The sequence below is a fragment of the Burkholderia sp. Ac-20344 genome (assembly GCF_017104975.1).
Classification (GTDB): Bacteria; Pseudomonadota; Gammaproteobacteria; order Burkholderiales; family Burkholderiaceae; genus Burkholderia.
Map to the genome: position 1 here is coordinate 14763 of NZ_JAAGPP010000050.1, position 19111 is coordinate 33873.

Sequence of the window (19111 nt, forward strand, 5' to 3'; positions counted from 1 at the left end):
AAAATCCAAGGGCGTCGGTGCGCATGATTTGCCTCACGCTGCGACACGGTGGTGGCGGACCGGCGCCAATGCCTTCGCCGGATCGGAGCAGATCTCGCCGTCCTTGATGCCGAGCTTGATGGCGATCTCGTGCGCTTGGCCGCGGACGCACTTTTTCCGGCCGCCCAAGACTTCGAAAACGAGATTGGGAGAGAATTTGTTGGCGATCGCCCACTGGGTGATCGAGATACCTTTCGATTGAAGTTCCGCACGAGCTTCAGCGGCGGTACGCAGTTTCATAGACGCTCCGGTTAAGGGGCCGTCGGCGCTGCACAAAGTGCCGACTAAGTTGCCGTTCGTGGTGGGACGGTGTGAGTTAATTATGGTGCAGGAATCTGCACCATGCAAGGGGTTCATGTGCAGAAAAGTGAGATCGGCGCTCGGCTGAAGGAGGAGCGCAGCCGGCTGAAGAGAAGCCAGACTGAATTTGCTGAGCTGGCCGGCGTATCGAAGCGCGCGCAGATAACCTACGAAAAAGGGGAAAGCACGCCGGACGCGGCATACCTCTACGCCGTGTCGCGCGAAGGCGTCGACGTGCAGTACATCATCACGGGGATTCGTTCCGTCGCTGGACTGACGAACGACGAGACGGAATTGCTGGAGAGATACCGAGCGGCTCCGCTCGTGCTTAAGGCGGCCGCAATCGGAGCCTTGGTGGCCGGTGCTGAATCGCCACCTGCCGGACGTAAGGAGCAGGTTTTCCACGGCCAAGTGGGTCAGGCCGTGAAGGTTGAGGGTGATCTCGACCAGAGCGGTATCAGCTTTTTTGGTAAGGAAAGAAAGAAGAAATGACGCGGGAAGACCGAGAGCTGCACGCGAAGCAGGAATACAACGGGGCCGTCGGACAGGCGATTCAAGCAGATCAGGTACAAATTGATGACCAGTCCGTGACAATCGGAAGCGTTGCTGGTGATATTGCGGGACGTGACATCGTGAACGTTCACGCGATTCGCGCGAGACCATTAACCAAGGAAGAGCGACGAACGCTCAATGGATACGTTCGCAAGCTCGACAGCGATTTTGGGCAGTCGGGCAAGCAGACGTGGAGCTCGATACACAAAATCCTCGGTGTAAATTCCATCGAAGAAATGCATGTTGAGCAGTACAGCCCGGCTGAGGCGATCCTGCTTCAGCTTCTTGAGATTGCGGAGCTGCGAACTAGCATTGGTGTCGTTATCGAAGAATCGAGCGGGAGAGCTAACGCGCAACTCGCGCGAGAACTTGACGAGCAAAAGCGCTCGTACATGGACCTCGAGGCTCGCTTTAAGAAGCAAGCGGAGGCAATGCAATCGCTTCGGACTTCTGCCTCCAGAGCGGCGGGCAAGGCTGATAAAACTCTCGACGGCGCGCTTCGAATGGCTGACACGGTTTCGAGTCTGAAAAGGCAACTCGAAGTCAGCGAGAATAGCCGTCGTGAAACTGCAGCGACGCTAAAAACGGCTCAAACCAAGCTCGCGTCTATGCGCTTGAATTTGGTTGCATTGTCAGTAGCGCTCGTCGTCGCCGCAGTTTCGGTAGCAGTGATCTGGTACAAAGCGGATTCGTCCGTGAAAGCGCTGCAGATCATGGAGGCGCAAAGAAAGGAATGCATGTTTGCAGGAAAGCCGTACGCGGTCGGCAGCGTAATCGACAATGCTGAGGCACCGGACATCGAATGCGTCGCGGGCGTTCGCGGCAGTGAACCCGCATGGAAGCAAATCAAGGGGGCGTCGAGGCGATGACATGCTCTCAACGACCAAGGACATCACCGGGAGAAAAATGCCACAGAGGCTGAATCGACTGAACCTTTTGCCACTCGTCATGTTCGTTGCATTGACCGGATGCGGCCGAGAAAGCAAGACTGACGAATCAGTGGCACAACCTGCGCCAATCGCGGAACCAAAGAGCCACAAGCTCAGCAAGCCCGAGGCTCATCAGCTGGCGGCAGACACCTTGGCGTATTTCAATCGATATCAAAAAGCTCTGGCAGACGACGCCGTAATGGATAAGGACGCTCTCTTGCGCGTGTTCAACGGCCCGGAGCTACAGGCTATTTCACAGCGGTGGCCGCAGCCATTTACGGGCGATACGGAAGCCGAAAAGTACAACGCATGTCAGAACCTGATCGTCTCGGCAAATGGTTTCGCACACGCCAAACACGATATGGCCTTCAACGGCTTGCCAGAAAAAAACGTGCTCCCTCTCCGGAAGCAATTCAAGCAGGATATGAAGGATTGCAGCGCGGCGTTGACCACCTAACTGCTAAAGACAGCGTCGACTAGAATTCGCCTTGCTGTCGACCGTGTGTGTGCCTATGCTGGATGCTCGTGGAGGAGTCCGACATGAGCATTCACCCCGTCATTGCCGCATTCGAGCGTCAGTCGAAGATCCTCGACGTGATCGGTGACACGCAGGATTCCGATGACGCAATCGCGCTGCTCGCCGGCTGGATTGACCTCGTGGCCGAGCGCCTAACCGAGGACGACGTCAGCGTCCTCGTCAACGTTGGTGGCCTGCTGTTTCGCGACGGCCTGCAGCGTAAAAGCGCTTCCGCGAGCGGCCCCTAAAGCGGATTAAAAGACCTACCCGTACATGCCGTCCAAGATGACGGCATATCCACTACGGGAGGTCATATGCCCTTCATCAAGCGCTTTCCGCGGCTGACGAGCTGGCTCGTCGCCGCGATCATCCTCGTTGCAGCCATCGCGCTTTTCTCGCCGCAGCAACTGCCCGTCGCCCTCTACAAACTGAGCCTCGTGAGCCTCGCGGCCGTCGTCGCGTACTGGCTCGATCGCGGGCTTTTCCCGTACGCGCGTCCGGACAGCTATCTCGAACACGACTGGCGCGCCGGCTCGCTCGAACCGCAGCTCGACGCGGACTATCGCGTCGTCACGGGCTACGAGCTGGTGTTCGCCGCAGCCATGCTCCGCCGCGCGGTGATCGTCCTCGGTGTCGTGGTCGGCGTCGCACTGGGCCTCTGACCATGCGCGTGCTGATCGCCTTTCTCGTCGTGCTGCTCGGCGCCGCCGCGCCGGCCATCGCGCAAGTGCCGGCCGAAGCGTTGGCGTACCGCGCCGAACTGACGCGCAACGCACGCGCCGTCTGGGGTATCGATGCGCCTGTCTCGTCGTTTGCCGCGCAAATCCACCAGGAAAGCCGGTGGCGCGCCGATGCCGTCAGCGTTGTCGGCGCGCGCGGGATGGCGCAGTTCATGCCGTCGACGGTCGAATGGATCGCGGGTGCCTATCCTGCCGAGCTGGGAGAGGCGCAGCCGTTCAACCCGTCCTGGTCGATTCGTGCGCTCGTGCGGTACGACCGGCACCTCTGGCAGCGCATCACGGCAACCGGCGCGTGCGAGCGCATGGCAATGACGCTGTCGGCCTATAACGGCGGCCTCGGCTGGGTCTATCGCGACCAGCGCGTGACGGCGGCCGGCGGTGCCGATCGGCAACGCTGGTTCGGCCATGTCGAGCGGTTCAACGCCGGCCGACATGCGGCCGCTTTCCGCGAGAACCGCGGCTACCCGCGCGTGATCCTGCGTACGTTCGAACCGCGTTACGTCAAGGCCGGATTCGGGCCGGGAGCGTGCTCATGAACTTTCCTGTCCTGCTTTCGCGCGGCCAATGCGTAGCGGCCACTGTCGGCGCCGCGGCGATCGGCGCGGTTGCCGCCGGCACGATCGCCTACTTCGGCGGATACCACGCCGGCACGCTGGCCAGCGACGCGAAGGTCGAGAAACTCGAACGCCAATACGCGGACGGCGCGCGCGACGCCGTCGAACAAGCGCGCATCAAGGAACGCGCGGAGACGCAGCGCGCGGCGGTGCTCGCCGGCGACCTGTTCGTCGAGAAAGCCCGGCACGCGCTCGAATCCGACGAACTGAAACGGAGAATTGCCAGTGTCACGACCCAATACCGTCCGGCGCCGGATGCGCCTCTTCAGGATTTGCCTCGCTGCGTGTTCACTGCCGGCTTTGTCCGCGTGTGGAACGCCGCCGCCGGCGCCGATGGTGTGCGCGCGTCCGGTGCTGCCGCCGGAGCTGCTGCGCCGGCCAGCGCCGATGACGCCCTTGATTCCGGGGTACGCCAGGACGACATCCTCGCCCACCACATCGACGCCAGCCGCCGCAGCCGCGACATCGAATCGCAACTGAACAAGCTGATCGACTACATCGAGGGAGAAACGCGGTGACGTTACAGGTGGAATTCTGGCAACTGGTGTCAATGCTCGCGACGTTCATCGGCCTGCTGATCGCGGCTGGCAAGGTGTTGATCGTGCAGATCGAGCGGCACCAGTCCGAGCGGGATCAGAAGCAGGAAGACCAGCTCAAGGCGATGCTCGAGCAGATCAGCAGGCAGGCGGACAACACGGCCCGCCTGGAGCGCGACTTCCTGCGATTTCAAGCTGACCTGCCGCTGCAGTACGTGCGCCGCGAGGACTACGTGCGCAACCAGACCGTCATCGAAGCGAAGCTCGACGCGATCGCGCTCAGATTCGAAAACTTACAACTCCGGGGAAATCAATGACGTCCACCAATCCGCTGGGAATCGACCACGCCAAGGTGCGCCGCGAATCGCTGCGCTGGTATCTGATTCTGGCCCTGTACAACGCGCGGCCCGAGGAAGTCGTCGAGGACGTGATCCAGATGACGATGCGCTCGATCTTCGCCGACATCACGGCTCTTGAAGTGCGCAAGGAACTGGACTACCTCGCTGATCGCGTGCTGGTGAAGCTACGCAAGGAACCGTCCGGCCGTTGGTGGGGCGACCTCACGCGCTACGGCGTCGACATCGCCGAGTACACGATCGATTGCGAGCCGGGCATCGCGCGGCCGGCCAAGTACTGGAGCCAGTGACATGGGGCGCAGCAGCGGCGTGCAACGTCTACCGAAGGCCGTTCGCGAATGGCTCGAAAGCGCGCTCGTCGAGGGCAACTTCACGGGCTACCAGGAGCTGGAGCAAACGCTTCGTGACAAGGGCTACCAGATCAGCAAGTCGGCGATCCATCGATACGGGCAGCGTATCGAGCGCCGCTTTGCCGCGATCAAGGCGAGCACGGAAGCCGCGCGCATCCTGACCGAGGGCGCAGCCGACGACCAGGACGCCCGCTCCGAGGCCGTCATCGCGCTCGTGCAGACCGAGATGTTCGAGTCCATCGTCAACCTGCAGGAAGCGACCGACGAAGACGCCGATCCGGGCGAGCGTATCGCGCTGCTGTCCAAGGCCGCGAAGAACATCGCGACGCTGGCACGCGCGAGCGTGAACCAGAAGAAGTTCCGCCTCGAAGTGCAGGCACGCGCGGAAGCGGCCGCCGCTGCCGTCGACAAGGTCGTCAAGAGCGGTGGCCTGTCGGACGACGCGGCTGACGCGATCCGTCGTCAGATTCTGGGGATTGCCGGATGACGATCGTCGACACCCGTGCAGATCGCGCGCCCGCCGTCCTGCTGCCGTATCAACAGAAATGGGCCGCCGACACGTCGCCCGTCAAGGTCTGCGAGAAGTCGCGGCGCGTTGGCCTGTCGTGGGGCGAAGCGGCCGATTCCGCGTTGCTGGCGGCCAGCCAGCGCGGCATGGACGTTTGGTACGTCGGTTACAACAAGGACATGGCGCAGGAGTTCATCCGGGACTGCGCCGATTGGGCCAAGTTCTACAGCCTCGCGGCCGACGAGATCGAAGAAACCGAAGAGGTGTTTCAGGACAAGGACGGCGACAAGTCGATTCTCGCGTACGTGATCCGCTTCGCTTCGGGCTTTCGTGTAACGGCGCTGTCGTCGCGCCCGTCGAACCTGCGCGGCAAGCAAGGCCGCGTGATCATCGACGAAGCGGCCTTCCACGAGCAGCTCGGTGAGCTGCTGAAGGCGGCAATGGCGCTGCTGATGTGGGGCGGTCAGGTCCACGTCATTTCGACACACGACGGCGTCGACAACGCATTCAACGAACTGGTCACGGATATTCGCTCCGGTAAGAAGCCATACAGCCTGCATCGCATCACGTTCGACGATGCTGTTCGGGATGGGCTCTACCAGCGAATCTGCTTGCGCAAGGGTGTGGCGTGGACTGCCGAGGGCGAAGCCAAGTGGGTCTGGGAAATCCGCGCGTCGTACGGTGCGGACGCCGAGGAAGAGCTGGACTGCGTGCCGAAGAACAGCGGAGGCGCATGGCTGTCGCGTGCGTTGATTGAATCGCGTATGTCGGTTGAGACGCCGGTCCTGCGCTGGGCCTGTCGACACGGTTTCGAAGTGCTGCCCGACCACATCCGCGCGACCGAATGCCGAGATTGGCTGGAAGAGACGCTCGCCCCGTTGCTCGCGGCGCTGCCGCCCGATGCCCGTTCGTACAACGGCGAAGACTTCGGCCGAACCGGCGACCTGACGGTCCACGTACCGCTTATCGAACAGCAGAACCTGGTTCGCCGCGTGCCGTTCATCGTCGAGCTGCGCAACGTGCCGTTCAGGCAACAGGAACAGATCGCCTTCTATCTGCTCGATCGGCTCCCGCGCTTCACGGGCGGCGCTTTCGACGCGCGCGGCAACGGCCAATACCTCGCGGAAGTCGCGATGCAGCGCTACGGCGCGTCGCGCATCCAGCAAGTGATGCTGTCTGAGTCGTGGTATCGCGAGCACATGCCGCCCGTGAAGGCGGCATTCGAAGACGGCACGATCGACGGCCTTCCGAAGGATCTCGACGTGCTCGCAGACCTGCGCGCCGTGCAGGTTATCAGGGGTGTGCCGCGTATTCCGGACGTCCGTACGACCGGCCAGGACGACGGCAAGCGCCACGGCGATGCCGCCGTAGCGGTTGCTCTGGCGTATTACGCAAGCCGTGAACTGAACAAGGGACCGGTGACCGCCAAGTCGCGGCGGCGCCGCTCCAGCGTCCGAATGACAGAGGGTTACGCATGAGCAAGGGTTTGTGGGTCAGCCCCACCGAGTTTGTAGAGTTCGGCGAGCCGGACAAGTCGCTGTCGTCGCAGATCGCGACGCGTGCCCGAAGCATCGACTTCTTCGCGCTCGGCATGTACCTGCCGAATCCGGACCCGGTGCTCAAGGCGCTGGGTAAGGATATTCGCGTCTACCGCGAGCTGCGCGCGGACGCGCACGTCGGCGGCTGTGTGCGTCGCCGCAAGGCGGCCGTGAAGGCGCTCGAATGGGGCCTCGACCGAGGCAAGGCGAAGAGCCGCGTCGGGAAGTCGATCGCCGACGTCTTCGCGGACCTCGACCTGTCCCGGATCGCGACCGAGATGCTGGACGCTGTCCTGTACGGCTATCAGCCGATGGAAATCACGTGGGGCAAGGTCGGCAACTACATCGTGCCGGTCGACGTCGTCGGCAAGCCTGCCGACTGGTTCGTCTACGACCCGGAGAACCAGCTCCGCTTTCGCAGCAAGGATCACTGGATGCAGGGTGAAGAGCTGCCGGCGCGCAAGTTCCTGGTACCGCGCCAGGAAGCGACGTATCTGAACCCGTACGGCTTCCCGGACCTGTCGATGTGCTTCTGGCCGACGACGTTCAAGAAAGGCGGCCTCAAATTCTGGGTGCAGTTCACCGAGAAGTACGGTTCGCCGATGCTGGTCGGCAAGCACCCGCGCAGCGCGTCAGATGCCGAAACCAATCTGCTGCTCGATCGCCTCGAAGACATGGTGCAGGATGCCGTCGCCGTCATCCCGGACGATTCCAGTATCGAGATCAAGGAAGCGGCCGGCAAGACCGGTAGCGCCGACGTCTACGAACGCCTGCTGCACTTCTGCCGCGGCGAGGTGTCGATTGCCTTGCTCGGGCAGAACCAGACCACCGAGGCGACGTCGACCCGCGCATCCGCGCAGGCCGGGCTTGAGGTAACGGACGACATTCGCGATGGCGACAAGGCGATCGTCTGCGAAGCGATGAACATGCTGATTCGCTGGATTTGCGACCTGAACTTCGACGGCGCCGCCCGGCCTGTCTTCGACATGTGGGAGCAGGAACAGGTCGACGAGATTCAGGCCGGCCGCGACCAAAAGCTGACGCAAGCTGGCGCGCGCTTCACCCCGGCGTATTTCAAGCGTGCGTACAACCTGCAGGATGGCGACCTGGACGAACGGCCGCTGCCGGTGTCAGCGGTCGACGCCGTGGGTGCCGCATCCTTCGCGGAGTTCGAAGCGCCTGACCAGGACGCGCTCGACGCTGCGCTGAACACGCTGTCCGCGCGTGACCTGAATGCCGACGCCCAGGCACTGATCGCACCGCTTTTAAAGCGGATTGCGAATGGCGCGAGTGCCGACGAGCTGCTCGGCATGCTGGCCGAGCTGTATCCGAGCCTTAACGCCGACGCGCTGCAGGAGCGTCTTGCCCGTGCGATCTTCGTCGCGAATCTATGGGGGCGTCTCCATGCCTGAAGCGGTCGATCTCGGCTACTGCATGAAGCTCCCGCCGAAGAAGGCGATCGAGTACTTGCGCAGCAAGGGTTATGAGATCACCTGGGATTGGGAGGAGCTTTGGCAGGACGCCCAGGCGAAGGCGTTCACGGTCGCCAAGGTGACGCGCCTGGACATCCTGCAGGACATCCGCAATGCGGTCGAGACAGCGATCAGCGAAGGCAAGACACTCCGATGGTTCACGAAGAAGCTGACGCCTGTCTTGCAATCCAAGGGCTGGTGGGGAAAGCAGGAACACGTCGACCAAGACACCGGCGAGATCACCGAGGTTCAGCTCGGCAGTCCGTGGCGCCTGCAGACGATCTACCGGACGAACCTGCAGACCGCCTATATGGCCGGCCGCTACGCCGAGCAAATGGCGAACGTCGATGATCGGCCGTACTGGATGTACGTGGCGATCCTCGACAGCCGCACGCGCCCGAGCCATCGGGCAATGAACGGCAAGGTGTTCCGATACGACGATCCGTTCTGGCAGTCGTTCTATCCGCCGAACGGCTGGGGTTGCCGGTGCCGCGTGGTGGCGTTGTCGCACGACGAGATCGTCGTGCGGGGCATCAAGATCGAGTCGGCCGGAGACCGCCTCGGCAAGACGCTCAAGCTGGTCAACGAGAAGACCGGCGAAATGCGGGAAGTCGCGACGTTCCGCACCATCGACCCGGTTACGCGTCGCGAAATCGTCGTGTCGCCGGACGTCGGCTGGAGCTACAACCCCGGCGCCGCAGCTTGGCAGCCTGACCTGTCTCGATACACGGGTGATCTCGGCACGATCGCCAGGAGGGAATTGCAGTGAGCGATTTCGTGAATTTCCAGATCGACGACTCGGCCCTGCGCACGCGCCTGCTCCAGCTTGAGCAGGCCGGCCATCAAAAGGCTGGCGCGATGCGCAAGATCGCGCAGGCGCTGGTGTTGGTTACCGAGGACAACTTCGCCGCGCAGGGGCGGCCGCGCTGGCAGGCACTGTCGGAAGTGACGATCCACATGCGCGTCGGCGGCAAGAAGGCGTACAAGAAAAACGGCGAGCTGACTGCGGCCGCGTCGCGCCGCAAGGCCGGGTTGATGATCCTGCAGGACAGCGGGCAAATGGCCGCGAGCGTCTCGACGGACCACGACGACAATTCGGCTGTCATCGGCAGCAACAAGGAATACGCCGCGATTCACCAGTTCGGAGGGCAAGCCGGTCGCGGATTGAAGGTCACGATTCCCGCCCGGCCGTGGTTGCCGGTTACGGCCGATGGCGAGTTGCAACCTGAAGCGGTTGAGCCGGTGCTCAACACCATCCTGCGTCACTTGATGGACGCAGCGAATCGCCGCTAACCTGTCGATGAACCGATCGGCCGCTGCACGCCTCCGGACCACCCGAGGCGCGCAACGATAGCCACAGCGCCCTGACGCTGCCTCGTAAAGTTTTATAAAGGCTTTATGGGTTTGGTTCGAACCCGCCGCGCTCCCCTCATCGCGCGTATTGCCCGGGCGCAATCGTAAAGCCGATTAAAAGACCCGTTCCGTTCGCCGCCCGATGATGGGCGACATGAACGCGAAACCACTCCACATTTTCCGGGCAGGCACGCAGACCGACATGAGCGGTCGCGTGCTTGATTTCGCCGAAACGGACCTCGCCGCGACGGCTGCTGCATACGACCCGAAGGTCCACGAAGCGCCGATCGTCATCGGCCATCCGCGCGACAACGCGCCGGCGTGGGGCTGGGTCGCTTCTCTCTCGGCGTCGGCCGGCAACCTGCAGGCCGAACCTACCCAGGTCGACCCGGCCTTCGCCGAACTTGTCGACGCCGGCCGCTACAAGAAGATCAGCGCCAGCTTCTATCACCCCGATTCGCCGCACAACCCGGTGCCCGGCATCTATTACCTGCGCCACGTCGGCTTTCTCGGCGCGCAGCCGCCGGCCCTGAAGGGCCTGCGTGACGTCAATTTCGGCGACGGCAACGAAGGCGTCGTCGAATTCAGCGACTGGGGCCAGGAGCTGAACGCTGGCCTCTGGCGCAGCCTGCGCGAATGGCTGCTAACGCAATTCGGCCGGGACACGGCTGATCAGGTCATCCCCGACTGGCAGATCGAGTCGATCCGCGAAGTTGCGCGGCAAGACGATGCACCGACCAGCGCATTCGCCGAGCGCGGCGCGGCAACCAAACCCACCACAACACCGCAGGAGAACAACGCAGTGACCCCCGAAGAAAGGGCCGCCCTGGAGGCCGAAAACAACCAGCTCAAGCAGCAGCTCGCCGACTCGCAAGCACGCGAACGCAAGGCTGCCGATGATCGCCGCCACGGTGAGCACGTGTCGTATGCCGAGACGCTCGTCGCCGGCGGCACGCTCGCGCCGAAGCACAAGGATGCGGTCGTCGCGGTGCTCGATTTCGCCGCGCGCGAGCCGTTCGAGTTTGGCGAAGGCGATGCCAAGCAGCCGCTGGCGACCGCATTTCGTTCGTTCCTCGGCGAGCTGCCGAAGGTCGTCGACTTCAGCGAGCACGCGACGCGCGAGCGCGCCGGCGTGACGACGACGGGTGTCGACACCGTCGAGTACAGCGAGAACGTCGATCCGAAACGCGTCGAGCTGGACGGCCGCATTCGCGCATACATGCGCGAGCACAACGTCGACTACGCGGCAGCCGCAAACGCGGTGATCCGCTAACCACCGGCGAAAGCCACTGCAAAGGCCATTGAGCCAGGAGAAATGATGGGACGTCTCTCGAAACTGCGAATCGTCGACCCCGTGCTGACGAATCTCGCGATCGGCTACACGAACGCCGAATTCATCGGCCAGACCCTGATGCCGATCGTCGAAGTGGAAAAGGAAGGCGGCAAGATTCCGAAGTTCGGCAAGGAATCGTTCCGCCTCTATCAGACGGAACGTGCGCTGCGCGCGAAGTCGAACCGCATGAATCCGGAAGACCTGGGTAGCGTCGACGTGAACCTCGACGAGCACGATCTCGAGTATCCGATCGACTACCGGGAAGACCAGGAATCGGCGTTCCCGCTGGAACAAGCCGCTGTCCAGACTGCGACCGACGCGATCCAGTTGCGCCGCGAAAAGATGGTCGCGGACCTCGCGCAGAATCCGAGCAGCTACACGTCGGGCAACAAGAAGCAACTCAGCGCAACCGAGAAATTCACTGCGGCCGGCAGCGATCCGGTCGGCGTCATCGAAGACGGCAAGGAAGCGATTCGCACGAAGATCGGCCGCCGGCCGAACACGATGGTGATCGGCGCGTCGGCCTACAAGACGCTGAAGTCCCACCCGCAGCTCATCGAGAAGATCAAGTACTCGATGAAGGGCATCGTGACCGTCGACCTGCTGAAGGAAATCTTCGAGGTCGAGAACATCGCGGTCGGCGAAGCCATTTACGCCGACGACAAAGACCGCTTCACGGACATCTGGGGCGCCAACATCGTGCTCGCCTATGTCCCGCTGCAGCGCGGCGGCCAGCAACGTACGCCGTATGAACCGTCCTACGGCTACACGCTGCGCAAGAAAGGCAATCCGGTCGTCGACACGCGCATCGAAGACGGCAAGCTCGAACTGGTGCGTGCGACGGACATTTTCCGGCCGTACCTGCTCGGCGCGGATGCCGGCTATCTGGTCTCGGGCATCAACGGCTAATCGCTCGCGGCACCGAATCCCGTACTGACCACGTCTCGCCTTCGGGCGAGACCCACCCGAACGGAACATGACTCATGAAAACGCATCAACCGATCCTTACCACGTCCGTTACCGCTGCCGCCGGCCTGAACCGCTTCCAGTTCGTCGGCTTCGATGGTGGCGTGTGCGCAGCCGGCGCGAAGGCGCTCGGCGTTGCCGAAACGACCGCCGATGTCGGCGAGCAAGCGTCGGTCAACCTGCTCGGCGTCATTCTGGTCATGGCCGGTGCGCCGGTCGACCAGCATGCCGAAGTCGAGGCGGACGCGGCCGGTCAGGCCATTCCGAAGGCGACCGGCGCATCGAACGGCTACGCGCTCGATGCGGCAACGGCCGCTGGCGACGTCATCCGCATCCTGCGGGGTATTTGACGTGCGTTATTGCACGCTCGCCGACCTGAAGCTGGCCGTGCCCGAACGGACGCTCATTGAGCTGACGAACGACACGACCACCGACTACGGCGCGCCGGCACCGACGACGATCAATACCGACATCGTCGAAAGCGCCGTGCGCCAGGCGGAGGAAATCGTCGACGCGCACTTGCGCGGCCGCTACAACCTGCCGTTGTCGCCGGTGCCGACGGTCATCAAGGATGTCACGGTCAATCTGGCCCGGCACTGGCTGTATGCCCGCCGACCGGAAGGTGCGGCGCTCCCGGACACCGTGTCGCAGACCTTCAAGGCGTCGATGCACATGCTCGAAAAGATCCGTGACAACAAGCTGACGATCGGTGACCCGAGCGGCCCGGCGACGCCCGAGCCGGGCGAAATGAAGGTCCGCGCGCGCCGTCGTCAGTTCGACGCGGACCTGCTGGAGCGCTTCTGATGGCGACGACGCTTGAAATGGTCGATGCCGTCGTCGCAAGGCTGCGCTTCAAGCTGCCGGCGCTGGTGACCGAGTACTTCCCGGAGCGTCCGGACGATTACCGGCTCAACCACGCGATCGGTGCATTGTTGGTCAGCTATCCGGGCAGCCAGTACGACACGACCGTCGACACCGACATGGTTGTTCAGCCGCGGCGGGTGAAGTTCGCCGTCGCGATCGTGCTGCGCCAGCTCAACGGCCGCGGCGGTGCAATCGACGTGCTCGATCACGTTCGCACCGCCCTGGTGGGCTTCCGCCCGCCGGACTGCAAAAAGCTCGCGGCTGTCAGCGACAAGTTTCTCGGCGAGTCGGCCGGCCTGTGGCAGTACGTGATCGAGTTTTCGGCGGGCGCCGTGATTGTCGAAGACGCGGAGCCGAACGACGGACCGCTGTTGACGCAAGTTACCTATGAGGAGGAATCGTGAAATACCAGTACAGCGGACCGACCAGCGGCGTCACGCTGCAGAACGGCGAATACGTCCAGGAAGTGATGCTTCACACGGGCGCAGAAGTCGAGCTGCCCGAAGACCACGAGTACACGGCGACGCTGCTCGCGATGGGCTACCTGAAGCCGGCCGCAGCGCCGTCGACCAAGCCCGCGCGCCCCAGCGTGCCGGAAGATCAACCGAAGGCCGGGGCAAACGCCGTGGCCGTAAAGGGAGCGTGAGCGATGGCCGCAAACTATTTGCATGGCGTCGAGACGATCGAAAAGGAAACCGGCTCGCGGCCCGTCAAGGTCGTGAAGTCGGCCGTCATCGGTCTGATCGGCACCGCGCCGATCGGGCCGGTCAATACGCCGGTGCAGTCTCTGTCCGACGTCGACGCCGCCCAGTTCGGCCCGCAGCTCGCCGGCTTCACGATTCCGCAAGCGCTCGACGCGGTCTACGACTACGGCAGCGGGACGGTGATCGTGATCAACGTGCTCGATCCGGCGGTACACAAGAGCAATGCGGCGAGCGAGCCCGTTACGTTCGACGCGGCAACCGGCCGAGCCAAGCTCGCGCATCCGGCCGCGGCGAATCTCGTGCTGAAGAACGACTCGGGCAGCGCGACGTACACCGAAGGCACCGATTACGCTGTTGACCTGATCAACGGCGTCGTCACGCGGATCAAAACCGGCACGATTCCGGCTGGTGCGACGGCGGCCAAGGCGACGTACGACTACGCGGACCCGACGAAGGTCACGGCCGCCGACATCATCGGCGCCGTGAACGCGGCCGGCATGCGTACCGGGATGAAGGCGCTGAAGGACACGTACAACCTGTACGGCTATTTCTCGAAGATCCTGATCGCACCCGCGTACTGCACGCAGAACTCGGTTTCGGTCGAGCTGGAGGCGACGGCTCTCCAACTCGGCGCGATCGCGTACGTCGACGCGCCGATCGGCACCACGCTCGCGCAGGCGCTGGCCGGGCGCGGGCCGGCAGGCACGATCAACTTCAACACGTCCAGCGACCGCGTACGCCTCTGCTACCCGCACGTGAAGGTCTACGACGCAGCGACCAACGCGGAACGCCTGGAGCCGCTCTCGTCGCGCGCCGCGGGCCTTCGTGCACGTGTCGATCTGGACAAGGGCTACTGGTGGTCCAGCTCGAACCAGCAGCTCGTCGGTGTCACGGGAGTCGAGCGGCCGCTGTCGGCGATGATCGACGATCCGCAATCGGACGTGAACATGCTCAACGAACAGGGCATCACGACCGTGTTCAGCTCGTACGGCTCGGGCTTGCGCCTGTGGGGCAACCGCACGGCGGCATGGCCGACCGTGACGCACATGCGCAACTTCGAGAACGTGCGCCGCACGGGCGACGTCATCAACGAATCGCTGCGCTACTTCAGCCAGCAGTTCGTCGACGCGCCGATCGACCAAGGGCTGATCGACTCGCTCGTCGAGTCGGTCAACGGCTTCGGCCGCAAGCTGATCGGCGACGGCGCGCTGCTCGGCTTCAAGGCATGGTTCGATCCAGCCCGTAACCCGAAGGAAGAGCTGGCGGCCGGCCACCTGCTCATCAACTACAAGTACACGGTGCCGCCGCCGCTCGAACGCCTGACGTACGAGACCGAGATCACCTCGGAGTACTTGCTCACCCTGAAGGGAGGTAACTGATCATGGCGGGTGGCGTCAAAATCAACCGGATCACGAACGCCAACGTGTATCTCAGCAACAATTCGATGCTCGGCAAAGCTGAGGAAATCAAGCTGCCGGACGTCCAGGCGATCATGGCCGAGCACAAGGCGCTCGGCATGATCGGCAAGGTCGAATTGCCCGGCGGCCTGGATAAGCTCGAAGGCGAGATCAAGTGGAACTCGCTCTATGCCGACGTGGCGAAGGCGATGGCGAACCCGTTCAAGGCCGTCGCGCTGCAATGCCGTTCGAGCATCGAGACCTACGGTGCTCAGGGTCGCGTGCAGGAAGTCAGCCTCGTGACGTACCTGACCGTGATGTTCAAGAAAAACCCGCTCGGCACGTACAAGCAACACGAGAACGCCGATTTCAGTTCCGCGTTCGGTGCGACCTACATCAAGCAGGTCATCGACGGCGAGGAAGTGCTGGAGCTGGACTATCTGGCGAACATCTTCCGCGTCGGCGGCGAAGACATGCTGGCCGACTTCCGCGCCAACATCGGCGGCTAACCCTACACCTGCGCAGTCGTTGTCGTCTTGGCCCGCTTCGGCGGGCCTTTTTTAATTCTCTCCTCGATACCGCTCGCGCGCGCGAATCGACAATGTGTGCTCTACCACCACGGAGCACGTCGTGAAAATCCCTCTCAAATTCCCCGTCAAACTCGCTACCGGTCAGACGCTCACGGAACTGAACCTGCGGCGCGGCAAGCGCAAGGAAATGGCACTCGCGGCCAAATACAGCAACGATCCGGGTGACCAGGAAGACTTTCTGCTCGCCATGCTGACCGGTCTCACCGTCGAGGACATCGGCGAACTCGACCTCGCCGACTCAAATCGACTCATGGATTCTTTTCGTCGCATGGTTGAGGGACGGGATTCCGCCGGAGATGCGGGCGCCCAGCGATCAGCCGCCGAGCAAGGAAACGCAGACGCTGGACTCGGCGCTGCGACCGCTGGATGAAGTGTTGCTACTGGTGCTGAATATTCAGCCGTCCGAGATCGCTGAACTGGATATGGACGATTACTGGCACTGGATCGACGCCGCGGAGCGGGAAATCAAGCGGCGCGTCGAGGCGACAAAGCAATCCTGAGATCAAGCGGCCCGGCGCCCGAGCCGGCCGCAAAGCCACACGATGGCCTTGATCATCGCCGCGATGAGGTAGGAGCCGGCCACGACGGCCGGCCCGAGAAAGGCAAACCCGAAAAACGCCACAATGCCGAACACGATCGGCACGGACCACCAGGGCAGTTCGATGAACAGCCAGACGGCGAGCACGACGCCGGCAATCGCGATCACGGTGTAGGTAATGCCTTCGGCGATGGACTGGATGTTCATGAGCGGCCTCGTCACTTTCCGGTAAAGGTATGGCAAGCGAATTCTATATTGGCGTAAAGATCGGCGCGACGCTACTCGGTAGCTTCGGCGCCGCGCTGTCCGGCACGCGCACGACGCTGAACGGCCTCGGCCGCGTCGCCGACGAGCTGCGCGCGAAGCATACCCGCCTGGGGGACACGATGGCGCGGGCAGTCGCGCATCCGATGCGCAACATCGCCGAGCTGCGCGGTCAGTACGACCGCCTGGGCCGCACCATCGATCAGGTCCAGGCAAAGCAAGCGGCCCTTGCAACCCGGCTGGCGCGCGGCGCCGCGCTGCGCGAGCAACGCCAGGGGCTCGGCGCCGACATGCTCGGCACGTATGCGACAGCGGTCGCGACGGCCGCGCCCGTCGTCGGGGCCGTGAAGCAGGCGGCCAACTTCGAAGCTGGCCTGCGCGACATCGCGATCACCGGCAACCTGACCCGTGATGAAGAGTTCCGGATTGGCGAGACGATGCGCCGCGCGGCCCTTGCCACGAGCCAGGGCCACAACTCCATTCTGGAAGGCGTCGGCACGCTGGTTGCGGCCGGCATGGACGCGAAGGAAGCCGGCCAGAAGTCGAACCTGCTCGGGCGCGTGGCGACGGCGACGAACGCCGACATGAAAGATCTCGCCGGCATGGTCTATTCGTTCTCTGAGACGCTGGGAATCAAGGGCGACGCAGCGCTGAAGGAAGCCTTCAACCGCGCAGCGTATGGCGGCAAGCTTGGCCGGTTCGAGCTGAAGGACATGGCCAAGGCCCTGCCTGAAATGACTGCGGCGTTCGCGGCCAAGGGCATCAAGGGCCAAGACGCGTTGACGCAGATTATCGCGAGCCTTGAAGTCGGCCGCGAAGGCGCCGGCAGCGGCGACGAAGCCGTGACGAACCTGCGCAACTGGCTGTCGCACATGAACGCGAAGGCGACCATCGACGCCTACAAGAAGGCCGGCGTCGACTACCAAAAGTCGATGTCCAACCTCGTCGCCGGCGGCTATTCGAGCTACGAGGGCTCGTTGCAGATCGCGCAGAAGTTCATCGCGTCGCGTGGCGACGCGTTCATGAAGCAATGGAAAGCCGCCGGCGCCAAGGGCGATGAAGAGGCACAGCGCAAGCTGATGGAGAGTTTCGGCCTGAACGAAGTCTTCCAGGACATCCAGACCATCAACCACCTGCTCGCGATGCGCCAAGGCTGGGACAAATACCAGCAGAACAAGAAAGACATGGGCGGCGCCCAGGCGCTGAACACGATCGACCAGGACTACGCGCGCCGCGCGGAGCTGGCGACCGTCGCATGGGGGCGGTTTCAGACCCAGATTGCCGACCTCGGGATCACGGTCGGCCGCGCGCTGCTGCCGTCGCTCACGGACCTGATGAACACGGTCACGCCGCTGATTCAGCGCACCGCGCAGTTCGCGGCGGCCCATCCGGGCCTGATCCGCGGCGTGGTCGGTTTCGCAACGGCCGTGATCGGCATGAAGGTCGCGACGCTCGCGGCCGGCTGGGGCCTGAATTTCTTCGTCAAGTCGCCGCTGAACATGGTCAGCACGGCATTGACGACGGTCGGGGCGAAGTGGACGCTGTTTCGCGCGCTCTGGGCCGGTGGCGGTTCGCGCCTGTCCACCGTGTTCCAGATTTTCGGCATGGGCGCCGGCGCGGCCGGCAAGCTCGCGGCCGCAGTCGGACGCGCAGGGAGTCTGTTTATGGGATTCGGGCGCGGCGCACTGGTTGTCGGCCGCGCGCTGATCCCATTCGGTCAAGGTCTCATCATGACGGTTCTCGGGCCGCTGAAGTTGGTCAGTCAAGCGATGTGGTGGCTCACCAAGGGACTCGGCACGCAGGCGCTATCGTTCTTTGGCTTTTTGGCACGAGGAGCGTTGATGTTGGGCCGTGTCCTGGGCGGGGGCCTTGTTCAGGGACTGCTGCTCGCTGGTCGTACGGTGCTTTGGCTCGGGCGTGCGCTGATGCTCAATCCGATCGGCATCGCGATTACCGCGATCGCGGTGGGCGCGTACCTCATCTACCGCTACTGGACGCCGATCAAGCAGTTCTTCGGGGGCATCTGGAACTCGATTCGTACTGCGTTCGCGGGCGGGATCGGTAGTGTGATGCGCCTGATCATCAACTGGTCGCCGCTCGGCCTGTTTTATCGCGCGTTCGCGGGCGTGCTCGGGTGGTTCGGCATTGGCCTCCCGAAAACCTTCACCGATTTCGGCTCGCACCTGATCGACGGCCTGGTCAACGGCATTCGGAATCGCTTCACCTCCGCGAAAAACACGCTGGTCGAATTCGGCGGCAACGTGAAGGCGTGGTTCGCGAACACGCTGGGGATCAAGTCGCCGTCCCGTGTATTCATGGGCTTCGGCGACAACATCGCCCAGGGCGCCGCGATCGGCATCGGACGCTCGTCGGCGGTCGCCGCGCGCGCGGCCGCAGGCATGGCGACGCAGGCCGCCGCCGCTGCATCCATGCAACGCATCAATGCAGCTCGCGGCGGCTCGCCGGCCGGCGCATCGGTAGCCGGCTCTGGGATCACGGTTCACTTCTCGCCGACGATTACGGTTCAGGGCGGTTCGCCCGAAGGTGTGAAGGATCAGGTGACGCAAGGGCTCAACCTGTCGCTGCGCGATCTCGAACGCATGCTCGACGACCTGCTCGCGAAGCGCGCGCGCCGCTCATACGGGGGATAA

General features: G+C 63.3%; 27 protein-coding genes. 25 read left to right on the forward strand and 2 right to left on the reverse strand.

The genetic code is table 11. The features are described 5' to 3' along the window. Positions 1-33: 33 nt before the first annotated feature. On the reverse strand, positions 34-279 hold the full coding sequence (locus tag G3N64_RS17740; RefSeq protein ID WP_205785100.1) for a DNA-binding protein: 246 nt from the start codon (positions 277-279) through the stop codon (positions 34-36). A 102-nt stretch (positions 280-381) separates the two neighbouring features. On the opposite strand from G3N64_RS17740, the gene G3N64_RS17745 reads away from it, so the two are divergent. The 24 genes from G3N64_RS17745 (at position 382) to G3N64_RS40225 (ending at position 16158) form a co-directional block, all read left to right on the forward strand. After that, complete coding sequence (locus tag G3N64_RS17745; RefSeq protein ID WP_205785101.1) at positions 382-831, forward strand: helix-turn-helix transcriptional regulator; 450 nt, start codon at positions 382-384, stop codon at positions 829-831. Further along, positions 828-1760: a hypothetical protein gene (locus G3N64_RS17750; RefSeq protein ID WP_205785102.1), complete on the forward strand. Its 933-nt coding sequence runs from the start codon at positions 828-830 to the stop codon at positions 1758-1760. The genes G3N64_RS17745 and G3N64_RS17750 overlap by 4 nt, the downstream gene beginning before the upstream one ends. Position 1761: 1 nt before the next feature. Next, the gene (locus G3N64_RS17755) at positions 1762-2277 is read left to right on the forward strand and encodes a hypothetical protein (RefSeq protein WP_205785103.1); all 516 of its coding nucleotides are present in this window, start codon (positions 1762-1764) and stop codon (positions 2275-2277) included. An 83-nt stretch (positions 2278-2360) separates the two neighbouring features. Further along, positions 2361-2585, forward strand: a complete 225-nt coding sequence (locus G3N64_RS17760) for a hypothetical protein (protein WP_205785104.1) — start codon at positions 2361-2363, stop codon at positions 2583-2585. 66 nt (positions 2586-2651) lie between these two features. Further along, positions 2652-2999 carry a putative holin gene (locus G3N64_RS17765; protein WP_205785105.1) on the forward strand — a complete coding sequence of 116 codons (348 nt, stop codon included), beginning with the start codon at positions 2652-2654 and terminating at the stop codon, positions 2997-2999. A 2-nt stretch (positions 3000-3001) separates the two neighbouring features. Then, a complete protein-coding gene (locus G3N64_RS17770) occupies positions 3002-3613 on the forward strand; it encodes a transglycosylase SLT domain-containing protein (protein WP_205785106.1) in 612 nt (203 codons plus the stop codon). Further along, entirely contained in the window at positions 3610-4209 is a 600-nt protein-coding gene (locus G3N64_RS17775) for a hypothetical protein (RefSeq protein ID WP_205785107.1), read from the forward strand. Before G3N64_RS17770 ends, G3N64_RS17775 begins: the two co-directional genes overlap by 4 nt. Further along, the gene (locus G3N64_RS17780) at positions 4206-4544 is read left to right on the forward strand and encodes a hypothetical protein (protein ID WP_205785108.1); all 339 of its coding nucleotides are present in this window, start codon (positions 4206-4208) and stop codon (positions 4542-4544) included. The genes G3N64_RS17775 and G3N64_RS17780 overlap by 4 nt, the downstream gene beginning before the upstream one ends. Next, on the forward strand, positions 4541-4873 hold the full coding sequence (locus G3N64_RS17785; protein ID WP_077176718.1) for a hypothetical protein: 333 nt from the start codon (positions 4541-4543) through the stop codon (positions 4871-4873). The genes G3N64_RS17780 and G3N64_RS17785 overlap by 4 nt, the downstream gene beginning before the upstream one ends. Before the next feature lies 1 nt (position 4874). Then, positions 4875-5420 carry a DUF3486 family protein gene (locus tag G3N64_RS17790; protein ID WP_059598248.1) on the forward strand — a complete coding sequence of 182 codons (546 nt, stop codon included), beginning with the start codon at positions 4875-4877 and terminating at the stop codon, positions 5418-5420. Further along, positions 5417-6919, forward strand: coding sequence for a terminase family protein (locus tag G3N64_RS17795; RefSeq protein WP_205785109.1), 1503 nt, complete (start codon positions 5417-5419; stop codon positions 6917-6919). Before G3N64_RS17790 ends, G3N64_RS17795 begins: the two co-directional genes overlap by 4 nt. Next, positions 6916-8391, forward strand: a complete 1476-nt coding sequence (locus G3N64_RS17800; protein WP_205785110.1) for a DUF935 domain-containing protein — start codon at positions 6916-6918, stop codon at positions 8389-8391. The genes G3N64_RS17795 and G3N64_RS17800 overlap by 4 nt, the downstream gene beginning before the upstream one ends. Further along, positions 8348-9220 carry a phage minor head protein gene (locus tag G3N64_RS17805; protein ID WP_346778823.1) on the forward strand — a complete coding sequence of 291 codons (873 nt, stop codon included), beginning with the start codon at positions 8348-8350 and terminating at the stop codon, positions 9218-9220. The genes G3N64_RS17800 and G3N64_RS17805 overlap by 44 nt, the downstream gene beginning before the upstream one ends. Then, positions 9217-9744: a phage virion morphogenesis protein gene (locus tag G3N64_RS17810; protein WP_205785111.1), complete on the forward strand. Its 528-nt coding sequence runs from the start codon at positions 9217-9219 to the stop codon at positions 9742-9744. The genes G3N64_RS17805 and G3N64_RS17810 overlap by 4 nt, the downstream gene beginning before the upstream one ends. Before the next feature lie 214 nt (positions 9745-9958). Beyond that, the gene (locus G3N64_RS17815) at positions 9959-11077 is read left to right on the forward strand and encodes a peptidase (RefSeq protein WP_205785112.1); all 1119 of its coding nucleotides are present in this window, start codon (positions 9959-9961) and stop codon (positions 11075-11077) included. Between the two features lie 45 nt (positions 11078-11122). Further along, the gene (locus G3N64_RS17820; protein WP_205785113.1) at positions 11123-12046 is read left to right on the forward strand and encodes a hypothetical protein; all 924 of its coding nucleotides are present in this window, start codon (positions 11123-11125) and stop codon (positions 12044-12046) included. A 74-nt stretch (positions 12047-12120) separates the two neighbouring features. Further along, entirely contained in the window at positions 12121-12453 is a 333-nt protein-coding gene (locus tag G3N64_RS17825; RefSeq protein WP_205785114.1) for a DUF2190 family protein, read from the forward strand. Position 12454: 1 nt separating this feature from the next. Continuing rightward, a complete protein-coding gene (locus G3N64_RS17830; RefSeq protein WP_015985048.1) occupies positions 12455-12907 on the forward strand; it encodes a DUF1320 domain-containing protein in 453 nt (150 codons plus the stop codon). Continuing rightward, a complete protein-coding gene (locus tag G3N64_RS17835; protein WP_205785115.1) occupies positions 12907-13371 on the forward strand; it encodes a Gp37 family protein in 465 nt (154 codons plus the stop codon). The genes G3N64_RS17830 and G3N64_RS17835 overlap by 1 nt, the downstream gene beginning before the upstream one ends. Further along, positions 13368-13613 carry a hypothetical protein gene (locus G3N64_RS17840; protein WP_205785116.1) on the forward strand — a complete coding sequence of 82 codons (246 nt, stop codon included), beginning with the start codon at positions 13368-13370 and terminating at the stop codon, positions 13611-13613. Before G3N64_RS17835 ends, G3N64_RS17840 begins: the two co-directional genes overlap by 4 nt. Positions 13614-13616: 3 nt before the next feature. Continuing rightward, positions 13617-15050 (forward strand): phage tail sheath subtilisin-like domain-containing protein, encoded by a 1434-nt coding sequence (locus tag G3N64_RS17845; RefSeq protein WP_205785117.1) that lies wholly within the window; start codon positions 13617-13619, stop codon positions 15048-15050. Positions 15051-15052: 2 nt separating this feature from the next. Then, positions 15053-15577, forward strand: a complete 525-nt coding sequence (locus G3N64_RS17850) for a phage major tail tube protein (RefSeq protein WP_021158451.1) — start codon at positions 15053-15055, stop codon at positions 15575-15577. A 121-nt stretch (positions 15578-15698) separates the two neighbouring features. Further along, the gene (locus G3N64_RS17855; protein ID WP_205785118.1) at positions 15699-16028 is read left to right on the forward strand and encodes a phage tail assembly protein; all 330 of its coding nucleotides are present in this window, start codon (positions 15699-15701) and stop codon (positions 16026-16028) included. Between the two features lie 4 nt (positions 16029-16032). Beyond that, positions 16033-16158 (forward strand): hypothetical protein, encoded by a 126-nt coding sequence (locus tag G3N64_RS40225; protein ID WP_277399118.1) that lies wholly within the window; start codon positions 16033-16035, stop codon positions 16156-16158. 2 nt (positions 16159-16160) lie between these two features. Here G3N64_RS40225 and G3N64_RS17865 read toward each other — a convergent pair whose 3' ends face one another. After that, complete coding sequence (locus tag G3N64_RS17865) at positions 16161-16403, reverse strand: hypothetical protein (protein ID WP_200524620.1); 243 nt, start codon at positions 16401-16403, stop codon at positions 16161-16163. A 29-nt stretch (positions 16404-16432) separates the two neighbouring features. Between G3N64_RS17865 and G3N64_RS17870 the strand changes: the two genes are divergently transcribed. Continuing rightward, positions 16433-19111, forward strand: coding sequence for a phage tail tape measure protein (locus G3N64_RS17870; RefSeq protein ID WP_205785120.1), 2679 nt, complete (start codon positions 16433-16435; stop codon positions 19109-19111).

What these genes read in the sequence shown, in the direction of transcription:
- G3N64_RS17870 (WP_205785120.1), top strand. Translation starts at nt 16,433, where the DNA reads ATGGCAAGCGAATTCTATATTGGCGTAAAGATCGGCGCGACGCTACTC.
- G3N64_RS17750 (WP_205785102.1), top strand. Translation starts at nt 828, where the DNA reads ATGACGCGGGAAGACCGAGAGCTGCACGCGAAGCAGGAATACAACGGG.
- G3N64_RS17825 (WP_205785114.1), top strand. Translation starts at nt 12,121, where the DNA reads ATGAAAACGCATCAACCGATCCTTACCACGTCCGTTACCGCTGCCGCC.
- G3N64_RS17765 (WP_205785105.1), top strand. Translation starts at nt 2,652, where the DNA reads ATGCCCTTCATCAAGCGCTTTCCGCGGCTGACGAGCTGGCTCGTCGCC.
- G3N64_RS17850 (WP_021158451.1), top strand. Translation starts at nt 15,053, where the DNA reads ATGGCGGGTGGCGTCAAAATCAACCGGATCACGAACGCCAACGTGTAT.
- G3N64_RS17755 (WP_205785103.1), top strand. Translation starts at nt 1,762, where the DNA reads ATGCTCTCAACGACCAAGGACATCACCGGGAGAAAAATGCCACAGAGG.
- G3N64_RS17790 (WP_059598248.1), top strand. Translation starts at nt 4,875, where the DNA reads ATGGGGCGCAGCAGCGGCGTGCAACGTCTACCGAAGGCCGTTCGCGAA.
- G3N64_RS17785 (WP_077176718.1), top strand. Translation starts at nt 4,541, where the DNA reads ATGACGTCCACCAATCCGCTGGGAATCGACCACGCCAAGGTGCGCCGC.
- G3N64_RS17770 (WP_205785106.1), top strand. Translation starts at nt 3,002, where the DNA reads ATGCGCGTGCTGATCGCCTTTCTCGTCGTGCTGCTCGGCGCCGCCGCG.
- G3N64_RS17775 (WP_205785107.1), top strand. Translation starts at nt 3,610, where the DNA reads ATGAACTTTCCTGTCCTGCTTTCGCGCGGCCAATGCGTAGCGGCCACT.
- G3N64_RS17815 (WP_205785112.1), top strand. Translation starts at nt 9,959, where the DNA reads ATGAACGCGAAACCACTCCACATTTTCCGGGCAGGCACGCAGACCGAC.
- G3N64_RS17800 (WP_205785110.1), top strand. Translation starts at nt 6,916, where the DNA reads ATGAGCAAGGGTTTGTGGGTCAGCCCCACCGAGTTTGTAGAGTTCGGC.
- G3N64_RS17820 (WP_205785113.1), top strand. Translation starts at nt 11,123, where the DNA reads ATGGGACGTCTCTCGAAACTGCGAATCGTCGACCCCGTGCTGACGAAT.
- G3N64_RS17745 (WP_205785101.1), top strand. Translation starts at nt 382, where the DNA reads ATGCAAGGGGTTCATGTGCAGAAAAGTGAGATCGGCGCTCGGCTGAAG.
- G3N64_RS17865 (WP_200524620.1), bottom strand. Translation starts at nt 16,403, where the DNA reads ATGAACATCCAGTCCATCGCCGAAGGCATTACCTACACCGTGATCGCG.
- G3N64_RS17795 (WP_205785109.1), top strand. Translation starts at nt 5,417, where the DNA reads ATGACGATCGTCGACACCCGTGCAGATCGCGCGCCCGCCGTCCTGCTG.
- G3N64_RS17845 (WP_205785117.1), top strand. Translation starts at nt 13,617, where the DNA reads ATGGCCGCAAACTATTTGCATGGCGTCGAGACGATCGAAAAGGAAACC.
- G3N64_RS17835 (WP_205785115.1), top strand. Translation starts at nt 12,907, where the DNA reads ATGGCGACGACGCTTGAAATGGTCGATGCCGTCGTCGCAAGGCTGCGC.
- G3N64_RS17760 (WP_205785104.1), top strand. Translation starts at nt 2,361, where the DNA reads ATGAGCATTCACCCCGTCATTGCCGCATTCGAGCGTCAGTCGAAGATC.
- G3N64_RS17740 (WP_205785100.1), bottom strand. Translation starts at nt 279, where the DNA reads ATGAAACTGCGTACCGCCGCTGAAGCTCGTGCGGAACTTCAATCGAAA.